The 13,425-nt window shown below is 49.9% G+C and carries 8 protein-coding genes; all 8 read right to left on the minus strand.

Going from position 1 to position 13,425, the window contains the following annotated elements; genetic code table 11:
• Nucleotides 1-433 precede the first annotated feature (433 nt).
• Complete coding sequence (locus tag WFK81_RS15865) at nt 434-4,567, minus strand: S-layer homology domain-containing protein (protein WP_336787387.1); 4,134 nt, start codon at nt 4,565-4,567, stop codon at nt 434-436.
• A gap of 594 nt (nt 4,568-5,161) precedes the next feature.
• Nucleotides 5,162-6,298 (minus strand): glycosyltransferase family 4 protein, encoded by a 1,137-nt coding sequence (locus tag WFK81_RS15870; protein ID WP_336787388.1) that lies wholly within the window; start codon nt 6,296-6,298, stop codon nt 5,162-5,164.
• A 105-nt stretch (nt 6,299-6,403) separates the two neighbouring features.
• On the minus strand, nt 6,404-7,114 hold the full coding sequence (locus tag WFK81_RS15875) for a WecB/TagA/CpsF family glycosyltransferase (RefSeq protein WP_336787801.1): 711 nt from the start codon (nt 7,112-7,114) through the stop codon (nt 6,404-6,406).
• Between the two features lie 58 nt (nt 7,115-7,172).
• Complete coding sequence (csaB, locus tag WFK81_RS15880; protein ID WP_336787389.1) at nt 7,173-8,330, minus strand: polysaccharide pyruvyl transferase CsaB; 1,158 nt, start codon at nt 8,328-8,330, stop codon at nt 7,173-7,175.
• Complete coding sequence (locus WFK81_RS15885; protein WP_336787390.1) at nt 8,294-10,396, minus strand: DUF5693 family protein; 2,103 nt, start codon at nt 10,394-10,396, stop codon at nt 8,294-8,296. Before WFK81_RS15885 ends, csaB begins: the two co-directional genes overlap by 37 nt.
• 64 nt (nt 10,397-10,460) lie before the next feature.
• The gene (locus tag WFK81_RS15890) at nt 10,461-12,173 is read right to left on the minus strand and encodes a phospho-sugar mutase (protein WP_336787391.1); all 1,713 of its coding nucleotides are present in this window, start codon (nt 12,171-12,173) and stop codon (nt 10,461-10,463) included.
• Nucleotides 12,174-12,269: 96 nt separating this feature from the next.
• Nucleotides 12,270-12,698 carry a 3-hydroxyacyl-ACP dehydratase FabZ gene (fabZ, locus tag WFK81_RS15895; protein ID WP_336787392.1) on the minus strand — a complete coding sequence of 143 codons (429 nt, stop codon included), beginning with the start codon at nt 12,696-12,698 and terminating at the stop codon, nt 12,270-12,272.
• Nucleotides 12,699-12,859: 161 nt separating this feature from the next.
• Nucleotides 12,860-13,402 (minus strand): CDP-alcohol phosphatidyltransferase family protein, encoded by a 543-nt coding sequence (locus tag WFK81_RS15900; protein ID WP_336787393.1) that lies wholly within the window; start codon nt 13,400-13,402, stop codon nt 12,860-12,862.
• Nucleotides 13,403-13,425 lie beyond the last annotated feature (23 nt).

Genomic DNA, 13,425 nt, shown 5'->3' on the forward strand with positions numbered 1-13,425 from the left:
TCCATGCTTCAACCCTATGTAAGAACATGTCGCAGAAACTCGTAAACCTGCGAAAAAACCATATAAATATAATACTAGAGAAGACCTACCACTTTAACATTATACAATGGGCTACCCTTAGCGTAAAGAGGAAGTTGAGAAATCATTCCACTTGTTGAAAGAATAGTAGTCCCAAGGTACTACATGCCTCGTTTTTGCAATGTCATGTAATTAAACGCAGAGCAGTTCAAAAAGTTGCGCTCAGTATAAAAAAATTTCTGAGTTTATTTTCGATTCGGTTGTTTTATGTATTGCTACCCTTCCCTAGGTATGTACCTAGTATAGCTTGACCTATCAATCTCGTCATTGCAAAACATTTTCCATGGATAAACTTACTTTAGAAATTAATAACAAAAATAGAGCAGACCGGCCAAGAGCCGATCTGCTCTAACCATTAATTCGCGTAAATTGCAGGTAATGTTTTGTTGCTTGCCATAACTTTGGCGATCAGGATTGCCGCATCGCTGCGCAGCAGTCTTGATCTAGGCTCAAACACGTAACCGGCCTTTTTGTCTTTAGGATTAATCATAGAGCCTTGGATAAAGCCCTTCTTCTGAATCGCAAGAATCGATGGTACCGCGTAGTAATCGGCGTTCGCGGAATCCTTAAATGCTTTATCCAGTGCAGCTTTGGCTTTAGCAGCGTTAGTCTCCAGCTTCAGATTAAGCGCTTTTGCTAGAATAACCGATGCGTCTTGACGAGTCAACTTCGTATCCGGCTCGAATGTTACTGGCTGTGTGCCTCGAATGATACCCGCTCTGGCGGCCGTCTCAATATAACGGTAATCATAAAGGGCGTCCATATTTAGTATCGGGTCAACCGGTACATCGATAAAATGCTTGGGCCCCTCATAGTTTAAAGGAATGCTCAGAGCTTTAACGATCATGCGAGCAAATTCGCCGCGGGATACATATTGATCTGCCCCAAAGATACCTGTAGGATCTTCTGCGTTCATAACGCCTTTGGCAAAAATAGCCTCCATTGCGTTGCGGGCATAAGAATGGTCATTGATGTCATTGAAACCATATGTCAGCTTGCCCACTACATAATAGCCAAACTTCTGGAAAGGCACTTTAACGGTGTGTTTTTTATCATCTACGGTACCGCCCATATTCTCCCAGACATTCTCGTACGGGTCATAGCGGAATACCGTAACGACTGTTCCGGCGCCTTGCGAGATATTTGGATCATAGGACAACGTCAGCGTACCCGACTGGGACGGAATAATCTCTCTTCCGCTGCTGAAACGTTTGAAGAATTGCTTAGTCGAATCACCTTGAACCATTGCGTATGGATAAGGGTCTTGTCCGGTTGTAACCGGATCGTATGCTTTCGTAGCGTCGTCATCCGCCAGACCTCCATCGATCCAGAAGAGCGAGCTTACTTTAATGAAGCGGTCCGAGAAAAATTCACTCAAATAGTACGAGCCAACTGCATTCTCCGACCAATAATCCGCCGGTTGGCTTCTGAATTCATAACGATTAATTACGCCATCCGTAGGATTGGCGATACCAAACAGAAGTTGATTATCGCTGTAAATTTGGCTTGAATTATTGCTTGTCGAGTTGTAAGAAGGACGGACAAGCTTTGTATTTTTCGGGAACGTCAATGCCAGAGTTCCGTCAAATACTTTATGAGAGTTTGCCATCGTTTCCGTATATTGTGCACCAGGAATGTTCGCCGGTTCATAATTAACGGTTAAGGAATCGGTAATTTTATCCTTGCCGCGGGTAATGACAATTGGAATAGCTGTTGGTTTATTGGCTTTGAGGCCAGTTACGCGAACCTTGTATGCCGCGATCGGTACCGGAGTTACAGGATCTTGGCTGTAGTCAAGATAGGTGACCTTCTTAGCTGCAAGCTTGTTAATCGTCATCGAATCCGCACCTGGCGAGGCAATAATGACGTCTACAAAGTTCGAATTGAGGTTCCGTTCTTCCATTACAGGCGCGAGCACCGTGTACGGAATAGCAACAGGGTCAACCTCGAGACGGTAAGTCGCGCGCGGACCCGCCTCACCGCTATTAAATACGGTAAACGTATAGACCTGTGCACTGCCGTCTTCAGGAATCTCTTGGTCTTCCATAATGAAGTAGAAGTATTGTTTATCAACATCATAGAAAACCTTAATACCTGCCACAGGGCCTGCTCCATTTTTCGCTGCGGAATTAATTGCATCTCCAGCTACTTTACCATTAGACGTTGGAGTGAATTCTCTTGTCAGGTCCCACACAATATCCTTTGCGAAATTCGGAGAGCTCACTTTTAAAATATAGTTCTTCAGCAAGCTATCATCAGTATTAGGATTTCCGTCTGGATCCTGAAGTTCTGCCATTTTGTTCGCGATCTCTATCGGATCGTCACCCAGGTCCACAAAATCGAATGTACCGTATACATTCATCCGTGCTTCTTTTGTAGAGTAAATATTCGATACATTCGTGAAGTTAGGGTCATTTGCAAGCGGCTCTTGCAGATTCACACTGTACGGATATACTCCGTCCGTATTTGCTGCCGGAATTGAAGGCAGGTTGGTTGGAACAATGTTGATTTTAACCGTGTTCTCGTAATTGTTTTTTGATGTTTTATAAACAATCTTAAAGGTGTTTTCCCCTGTTTTGTTCAAAACGCCAAAGGCCGTTGCTTTTATCGTATCTACGCCGTTTGTATCTTTATTTACAGCAAGCTTGAACTTAGTCTTGGTAGTAGAACCATTTTGAGCAAGCGGTACTTCTACGTTGTTAATATAGAAGAATACGGTTTGCGGCTTCGTATCACCGGGATAAACAATCTCATCCTCATTGGCGATATTCATAAATTGACCAGCGAAGTTGCCAAGCTGATCAAAAATGTACTGAATGCCGTCGCTAACTTTCATTGTCGTGTCGTACTTAATCTGCATGCCATTGTACAAGCTGTCGTATTTCACGAAAGGACCGTATAGCAACTTAATAGAAGCGGTTTTAAGTGAATTATTATTCTTTACTTTAAAGTAAAGTTGCTGGGTACCGGCGGTAGGCAGCTTCGAAATTTCCATAAATACGCGCAGGAATGGAACCGATGTTCCGTTTACATTTTTATACACAACTTGATTCACCGTATCTTGACTAAACGCGATACCTGCTGCAGGTAGCAAATCCTTCCCCGCACTGTCTACTAATGAAACGATATTGTTTAAGTTCGTTCCCAAAGAAGTGTAGTTCCCAATCAGTACCTCAACACCCATCGGAAGCGAGTAAATATTCGCGTTCTCAATGTCAGTGCCTTCGAGTACTTGCAGCTTGGTAATATCGCCTTTCATTCCTGCCGTATAGCCAGTCAGGTAGTTGACGTCATAGATATAAGGCAATGTACTGTTATGGAGCGTTAATGTATAAGTCCCTGATTGCTGGGATTGAGCATCCACAACGTTATAACCCTGCATTTTGAACCGATATGGCGTCTCATACGAGAAACCGGTTGAGCTTGTGTCGCCAATAGCAAAGCTGAATGAGACTGTAATGTATTTTGTAGTCTGTGTAATGGAATCCTTGTCTGGACTCACACCTTTAATATCTGTCGCTACGAGCTGATAGTTTTGTCCACCAATCCATTGCGGCAAATATTGAAATTGGCTAGCCAGATTGGCAAAGTCCGCTACGTTTGGCGTATAAGCGTTGCTCGCATACTTAACCGGGATAATCGCTTTACCCGACAGTGTCAGTGTCTTGCCGGAGGAAACGGATAAATCGGATGTCTTATCTAAATCGATCGATGTTGTTCCGTCCGTTACAGACATATCGTAGAAGGTCGAAGAACCGTTGTAGAAAGCGATCTCCCTTGTGGTTTCTACGACTTGGCTGTTATTGTAAACCCGAATCGTGACAATGTTTTTGCCTGATTTGATGTTTAACGGCGAAGCAACAAACTTGTAATCGCCCGCATCGGACACATTGTATTCGTAGCTCTTGCCGTTCACGGAAACCGAAACTTTCGTTGCGTTTGGCGCTTTACCGCTAATGGAAATATCTTCGCTTGTTTTGCCGTCAGACAAGGCTGATTGCAGAACCGTTGTTTGATCCTCCAAAATCGGATAGCTTGTACCGCGAATGGTTGCTGTCAAATCGTAAAGCATCGGGCTATTGCGATATTCGATGTAAATCGATTCGCTGACTGTAGAAGTACCGTAGATCCCTTTAAAAGTCAGCTTATTGAGGCCCGGATACAATTCCACGTTATTAACCGAAATATTGTTCCCGCTTAAAGAGATATTGGCCGTCTGATTCTCGATCGAATTTACAACCGTCTCTTGGCCACCGCTAACCGAAACGTTGTAAACACTGTAGCTGATCGAGTTACCTACGACATTATTGATTGTACCTTTGAGAGTTACTCGCTGGTCTGTAGTGATCCGCGCGCTGCCAGCACTGTATTGCTCACTGGGAAATAAAAAATAAGTCCCTGCGGCAGATGCTTTGTGCGGTGTACCAAACGGCGGCAGCAGCGTAATTAGAAGCGCCAGCGACAGCACAAGGTATAATAGCTTTTTCAAAACGTTGTTCCTCCTTTATGTAATGGCTCATAGCGTAAGGAATTAGTGACGATCGACTGGTCCAACTGGTTGACATTGCAATTAGAGGTCGATTGTACGTGCAGCTGTATGATTCGATCCGCTTCCTCCCTTGCCCTCTTCGGATGAAGAATAGTTCTGTACTGTTGTTATCGGTCCCCTGGGCCTAAAATGTTAGTCCATTAGGCAGATTGGAATTATAAAGAAATTCTAATGAACCATGTTCCGCACACAACGAAAAGAGGTTAAGATCCTTGAGGGAGCTTAACCTCTTCTCTGTTGCTCCTATTTTCGGCCTTAAGAGCCCTTAGGGATCTTAATTCACTCCAAGTTGCTTAATCCAGTACAGAATACCGCCACATCGGCCGCATTAAGGTCCCTCAGGGACTTTAATCTCCGAACTACCTACGCCTTACCCACCCTTAAGGTCCCTTAGGGACTTTATGCAGGAGCAGCGTCCATGAAGGCGCAAAGTTCCGGAACGACAAAGATGCCAGCGAAGCAAAAAAGGTTGTCCCACCAGCGGTCCAAGGGACTGCTTAAGAGGAACAACCTTATGGTAATAAGGATATCTAATTATTTCGAGCTTCCCGCATCTACCTTCGGACGGAACATGCGGTTTAAGAAGTTAATAAGCGGACGGCGCGTTTTGTCCACGATACCGATAAGCTCCGCGCCGATCTGCAGGCTGAAGATCACCAGGCAGATCACGATAAACGTAATCCAGTTTGCGGAGGACGATTGCACGACGGTCGATTGCAGAATCGCAAATCCGCCGAACACCGCGGCCACGCTCCAGATAATAAGAACGGTCTTGCGATGGCTGAAGCCAAGCTCTTGCAGACAATGATGCAGATGTCCTTTGTCCGGTGCAAAGATCGGGCGCTTGTTCACAAGACGACGGATAATCGCGAAGAACGTATCGGACAGCGGTACACCGATGATAAGCAGCGGAGTTACGAACGATACGATCGTAATCTGTTTGAAGCTTGTCATCGACAGCATCGCCAGGCAGAAGCCCAGGAACAAAGAGCCGGAGTCGCCCATAAAGATTTTGGCCGGATGGAAGTTGAAGTACAAGAACCCAACGATGCCACCCAGAAGCAGAACGCTGAGCAAGATAATCGGCTCGTTGCCCATGATGATCGCCATCACGAGGATGGTACCAATCGCAATCGCGGATACGCCGCCTGCGAGCCCGTCCAGACCGTCGATCAGGTTGATTGCATTCGTAACGCCCACGATCCAGAAGATCGTAATCGGAATCGCTACCCAAGCTTCGATCGGCTGCATCGTCGCGCCAAACGGTACGTTGAGCAGGTCGATTTTAATGCCGAAGCCGAATACCACTACGCATGCCGCAGCGATTTGCGCAACCAGCTTAAGCTTAGCCGACAGCTCGAAGCGGTCGTCAAACGCGCCAATGAGGATAATCATCGTACCGCCAACCAATACGGCGCGGATCAGATTCTCTCCCTCTTGGTTCAGCAATCCGTCCGGAATAAACGGCATCAGAATGAGAAATCCGACTGCAAAAGCAAGATAGATCCCGAGACCACCCATACGTGGCATAATCCGCGTATGTACTTTGCGGTGGTTCGGTTTATCGATCGCTCCAATCTTGAAAGCGAATTTTTTAACAAGCGGTGTCATAACTAGAGCTATTATTAAAGATAAGATAAATCCTAATGTGTACAGTAAGCCTGCTGGCATATTGTGCAGCTCCCCTTTTTCTATCTACCGAAGTGAATTATACTCCGACAGAAGAAGAAACTCCAAATCCCGTTTTCACTTATTTTCAACGGTTTTGGGAGGTTATTACGAAGTAGGGCGTGGTTTCTTGACGTTTTCTTTATCGCGAACCACTTTCACGACGAATTTCGGCAATACCATCATTCTTGGCAGCCTTTTCGGCTCCTGTAATAACCGGTAAAACCACTCCAAACGCAGCTTCTGGAACAGCAATGGCGCTCTTTTCAGCTTGCCTGCAATAATATCGAAGCTCCCTCCAACTCCCATAATAAGCGGGACGCCAAGCTGCTTCTTATATTTGGCAATCCAAGGCTCCTGCGTTTCCGCGCCCCGTGCCACAAACAGTAAATCCGGTGCTGCCTGCCGAACCGCTTCGATTACTTCCGTGTCCTGATCAGGGCCAAAGTAGCCGTTGCGGCAGCCTACGATGCGAACCTGCGGATATTGCAGCTGCAGCTTCTCGGCCGCCGCTTCAATAATTTCCTGCGATGTGCCAAGCAAATAAGCTGTCCATTTCCGTTTTTCGCCTTCTTGCATAAGACGATGCAACAGGTCAAAGCCCGTTACGCGCTCTGTCACCGGGGTACCCACATAATTGGCCGCCCATACGACTCCCGCACCGTCCGGTACGATAAGCTCGGCTTTTCTCATCATCTTGTAGTAATCCTGGCTTTCAACAGCCGACATTACCATGATCGGATTAGCCGTAATGACATGCGTCTGGCGCTTCTGCTCAATTGCTTCTGTTAGATAACTGACCGTCTCGTCCATGCTCATCTTGGAGAATGGAATTCCGTAAATCGGCACCGTTGGGACTTGTTTCGACAAGTGAAAATCACCTCGATATGGTATGACGCAATAACTGCGCAATTTGTTGCGCTGGCTGCTGCGATTGTTGTCTTAATCGTTCGATCGCTTCGCGATGCTTCTCTTTCCAGCCGTTTGCGTCGTCCAGCAGCCGCTGGGCGCTGTCCGCGAAAGCGATTGGATCGAGCTGTTCAGTCGTGCCGACCGGCGTCAGGCCGAGACGGTGAAGGAACTGATCGATCTTCGGATCGTACGATAAGCCAAGCATCGGAACCATCTGGTTCGCCGCGTAGATGAGCGCGTGCAGGCGCATGCCAAACAGCGCATCGCAGCGGCTTACCTCCAGCAGCATTTGCTGGGGGTCGTCGCCAGGGGCGGCCAGCTCAGCCGAGCTTCCGCCGGCCAGCCTGCCGCTGAGTCGTTCCATGACCAGCTTCGATGTTTCCGCATCGTCGGGGGTATGGAACGGTAAGAACCGAAGCCGCACGGGACGGCGGCTGGCAAGCTCGGCCAGCGCGTCCGCCGCGCGGCCAAGATCGGCGCCGTCCTTGCGCCAATGCCGCAAGGACACGCCCAGCACGGGCACAGCCGCAGCAATGTCTGCGGCGGCTGCAGCCCGCCCCGCTGCCGCGCCAGCCGGCAGCGGCAGCCCCATCACCGGATCGGGTACAACCTCGATCCGGCCAGGCGCAACGCCAATCCGCTTCAATAGCTCAGCGGATTCGGCGTCCCGCACCGACACATACGCGCTCTTCCGCATGCTGGAGCGGATGAGCGGATCCATCCAGCGCCGGTTCACCGGCCCGATCCCTTGCGAATAAATAAACGTCGGCTTGCCAAGCCACTGGGCAAGCTTGATGATTCCAGTGTAATACGGAATCGTCTTTGCGCTTGTGGCGTCCTGCAGCAGGCTTCCGCCGCCGCTGATCAGCCCGTCGCTTGCACGGAGCGCATTCAGCACGTCCTTCGGATGCATCCTCCGGACGGCTTCCACGCCGTACATGCGGCTTGTCCAAGCCGGGTCGGCCGACAGCACGACCGGCTGAATTCGAATACCGTTAGCCTCGCCCTGCTCGGCTAACGCAAGCAGGATCGAGCGGAGTACCGCTTCATCGCCGCTGTTGCGAAAACCATAGTAGCCGGAGATGACTATTCGGTAATTTTTTTTATCAGTCCCGGTGACCATTTACGCCAAACCCCTTCCACCACTTGCCACACGCCAATCAAGATCAGACCGATAATCGCGCCAAGGCCTAGACCGAGGAATACGCGGATAATCGAAATGTACAGCGGCGTATGAATGTGAGCGAACGTATCGACCATCGACAGCTGTCCGATCGAGCCTACAATAATGAACACCCACGCCGCGCGGTAACGAAGCGCAAGGAACAGGCCGGCGAGCAGCAGCGGATGCGCCAAGAGGAACTCCTTGCTCCGCGGACGAACGCCAAACGTCTGCTCCAGCCAGTTGCGGAACGTCAGCTCCAGCGAGGAAGCCGAACCTTCGTTGCCTGTACGCGACAAGTAGTACATGCCTACTACGGCAATTACCACAAAGGCGACAACCATAAACACCGTAATCGGCATATTGGCAAACTTGCGGATACGGCGTACCGGAGAGTTGCCGGTATAGAGCAGCACATAAAGCGCCGTTAAGCCGATAGGCGCCAAATGAAGCAGGCTGACGCCGCGGAATTGCTGAAGCACCATGCTGTACGTAATATTGTTCAGAAGACCAAAGACAAACGGCACCGCCATCAGCGAGATCAGGGCGGTTACGATAAACCAGATAACCGCAAGGCCGAGGCGGCGGCGGGCTGTCAGGCCTTCGAATATCCATTTGCCATCGCCGGAAGCGCCAGCTCGCCCATTCCAGGCTGCTCCGCCCACCGTGCGGAGACTGCCCTCAGTACGGGCATAGACGCGATTCATGACCCAGACAAGCGCAAGGGTAGGAGCACTGATACCGGCTCCAAGCGCCAGTGCCTGCTCGGCAAGCGGACTGTTAATCTGGAACAGGCCTGCTGCCCCAACGAGTCCGATCAAATAAAGCGGAATCAGCGTGCCAGGGATGAATACGTTAACCAGCAGGGCAATCAGAGCAACAGCGCCTGCGGCTACAACCATCTTAAGCGGCTTGATGTAAGACGGGTGCTTCACGTCAAACGGTTGTGCCAGATTCGGGGCGAAGCCTGCATCTGTCAGGCGCTGAACCAGGCCGTCCTTGCCCTTCATCGTGATATAGAGATTATCCAGACCGCTTACGACGGCCGACTTCTCCAGGCTTGTCTGCACGCCGGCATTCAGGAAGAACATCCGAATGTTGCGGTCCTTCGCAGCTAGCAGGAAGCGGTCGATGAGCACTTCCGGCGATTTGCCGATTGCATCTTCAGCCGACAGGGAATACAGGCGCACGATATTATAATTTGTAATATATGCTAATTTATTTATGCCGGCTTGAGGTTTTTTCAAGTTCTCGATCGTTGCGATACCCATACCGTATTTGTTAAGCAAATCAGCGAACGAATTAAGGCTGTGAAGCACGGCTTGATCCTTGTAGCCCTTCACCGCAGCGCCGTCAAACAATACGCGAGTTACGCCAACTTCCTTCAGACGGGCCAGCTGCGCATCCGTAGCGGCTTCATCGTAAGGCAGCACGCGGTCCGAGAAACGGGCCAGGATGTGAAAGCCTTTGTCGTGCAGGGTTTGAAGCGTGATCGGGTCAAAATCCATCGGCTGCAGCAGTACGGACTGCAGCGGCATTTCAATGACAAGACCGTTGCGGCCGTCAAAGGACCAAGGACGGTATACGGCACCGGCATGATCCATCGCCTGACGGATGATTGGTCCAATCTTCTCTTCCTCTTCCGGGCCGCTGAACAGAATATAGGTAAAGTTCTGTCCTACCGGCTCCAGCTTGCTTTGAAGCAGAGCGATATCCTTCGAGTTGTAATATTTCAGGCGCCCGGCTTGGGAAAGCTCCTTTAAGGAGCTTTCGTACAGGGACATCGTCGTAATGCCGGCGCTTTTCATTTTTTCCAACTGCTCGTCGATAAACTGCTGCGGCCGCGTCTGGTATTCCGAGATTTCAACCAGATCGCGATAATCGAATACATATTCCACGGACTTCGAGGATGCTTCCATATTCATTCGATTCATACCGATCGGCATTGCGGCGATTACGCCAATAATTGCAATAACCCACAGCCAGAGTATCGCTTTGCGGTTCCATTGCTGCCAACGTTGAAGCACAATAATCCTCCGTTCAATCTCTTGCGAATGTAATCCCTATCTGACAATAACCCGCCGCGGCGGATTAAGCTTTGCTGTCTACGCGTTCCATTACGGTGCCGCGGAGCTTTCCAAGCAGCTCGGAAGCATGCTCGGTCGATTGCCCGCGAACGGCAAAATAAACCTTAATCTTAGGCTCCGTACCGGATGGACGCAGGCAGAACCACGATCCGTCGGCGAGCATGTATTTCAGTACGTTCTCCGGACGAAGACCGTCAAGCCCTCCAAGGTAATCAAGCACTTTTTCCACCTTCACGCCGTTGATCTCGGCAGGCGGATTGTTGCGCCAGTCATTCATGATGCCGGCAATTTGCTGAACGCCGTCAAGGCCCTTCAGCGTACGCGACTCAAGACCTTCCAGGTAGAAGCCATGTTTGGCGTACAGCTCAAGCAGAACGTCGTACAACGTTTTTCCTTGACTGCTATAGTATGCCGCTGCTTCGCAAATCAATAACGAAGCGACAACGGCATCTTTGTCGCGGGCATAGTCGCCAGTCAAATAGCCGTAGCTTTCTTCATAGCCGAACAGGAAAGTATGCTCGCCGGTTTGTTCGTAAGCCGTCATTTTCTCGCCAATATATTTGAAGCCCGTCAATGTATTCTCTACGGCTGCGCCGTAGGAACGAGCGATATCGGCCCCCATCTCGCTGGTAACGATCGTCTTGATCACGACGCCGTTAGCCGGCAGCTGGCCGCGCTCCTTCAATTGACTAAGCACATATTCGATCATCAAGGCGCCCGACTGATTGCCTGTCAGGACGACATATTCGCCATTGTTGTTCTTAACAACCGCACCCATGCGGTCTGCATCCGGGTCCGTACCCATAATAATGTCGGCATCAATCTCTTGGGCAAGCTTCATCGCAAGCGTAAAAGCTTCGCGCTCTTCCGGATTCGGAGATTTGACCGTGCTGAAATAACCGTCAGGCTGCTCCTGTTCGGCTACGATATGAACATTGCTGAAGCCCGCTTTGCGCAGCACTTCGCGGACAGGCAGGTTGCCGGAACCGTGAAGCGGCGTAAAGACCACTTTGAATTTCTCGCCAAGACCGCTTTGCAGCAGCTTTTTGTTCAAGCTTTGCGCAACAACGGTATCCGTGTATTGCTCGTCTGCTTCCGCATCAAGCCATACAAGAAGGCCTTGCGCTTCCGCGTCCTCGCGGCTCATTCTTTTCACTTGATCAAAACCGGTCACCTGACCGATAGAAGCAATAACTTGCTCCGCGTCTTCAGGAATAAGCTGACAGCCGTCCGCGCCATAAGCTTTATAGCCGTTATATTCCGGCGGATTGTGGCTCGCCGTAATAACGATACCCGTCGAGCAGCCAAGCGCGCGTACCGCGTAAGAAAGCTGAGGCGTCGGGCGCAGCGAAGGGAACAGATAAGTTTTTACACCGTTTGCGGCAAGCACCAGAGCGGAGTCAAGCGCAAACTCGGGCGAGTTGTTACGCGAGTCGTGAGCGATTACGGCGGATGGTTGTCCTTCCACTCGGGAGAGGATCCAGTTCGCGAGACCTTGCGTAGCTTTGCCTACGGTATAAGCATTCAGACGGTTTGTGCCTGCGCCCATGACGCCGCGGAGGCCGCCTGTCCCAAACTCAAGATCGCGGTAGAAGCGGTCCGTAATTTCCTTTTCTTGTCCTTCGATGCTGCGAAGCTCTTCCTTTGTAGCCTCATCGATAAGCGCGTCATTCAGCCAAGCCTGGTAACGTTCAATTGCTTTTTCATTTTGATTCATTAAACAGCTTCACTCCTTTTTTTAAGAAAGATGATGATTCTTTAAAACCTCTATCGAAGCCATTCGAAGATGAGCGACCGCGTTTAGAGGTAAGTTTTATCGTTCCGACAAAGCAAACATAAGCTCGCCTTCCGCAACCACTTGGCCGTCAACTTTTGCTGTCGCTTTCCCTTTGCCGATTGGCCCTTTAAGACGAGTAATTTCCACTTCCAGCGTAAGCGTGTCGCCCGGTTTTACCTGGCCGCGGAAACGGAAGCCGTCGATGCCGGCGAAGAAACCAAGCTTGCCGCGGTTCGCTTCAACCATCAGCATCGCAACGGATCCTACTTGCGCGAGCGCTTCAACGATCAATACGCCCGGCATAACCGGATATCCGGGGAAGTGCCCTACAAAATGCGGTTCATTCATTGTTACGTTCTTGATGCCTACGGCGCGGACGCCCGGTTCCACCTCCGTAATGCGGTCTACGAGCAGAAACGGCGGACGGTGCGGAATAATTTCTTGAATTTGATTAATATCGAGCATGAATTTCGCTCCTTTCACGGGTTAACAGGTATAAAATACTTTTACATTACAGAAACTATTAGTACCCTTCAGCAAACTGCAGGTTGTGAAGGTTAAGATAAGGGGGCTTGGCTGGCGGATATCGATAATCCACGGGCCAAGCCTCTTTGTGTGCCTTCTGCCTATTGCTCCGGCCCAATGGTCTTGTTCTGTCCGGAGTCCGGCTTGTTCAGCGCCTGGAACAAAATGATGTACACAATTGCCGTCAAGAACGAGAAGGCAATAACTGCCCACAAGTAAATGGCTGCAAAAGGCGCTTCCAGAAATACGAACATGATGCCGATATAAAACAGCACCGTTGTCAGTTTGCCCATCCAATTCGCCGGCACGGTCTTTTTTCCTTTAAAGTGAAACACCATGCCTCCGGCTATCATTCCCAAATCGCGCAAAAAGATCGCTGCAGCCGCTGCCCACGAAATGTGGCCGGCAAGGAGTAGCGATAAAATGACGGAAATGAACATCAGCTTGTCTGCGAGCGGATCGAGCATTTGGCCGACTGTCGTTACCTGCCCTGTGCGCCGGGCAATATACCCGTCGAGTATATCCGTGAGGCCTGCTGCCACGACAACCAGAAAGGCGTAAATCATGTGTCCCTGCGCGAATATCGCGACATAGACGGGGATCATTGCAAAACGCAGCGAGGTCAAAAAATTCGGCAGATTCAAACGCGCACGCCCCTCTACCTTTA

This window comes from Paenibacillus sp. MMO-177, from assembly GCF_037147795.1.
Lineage (GTDB): Bacteria > Bacillota > Bacilli > Paenibacillales > Paenibacillaceae > Pristimantibacillus.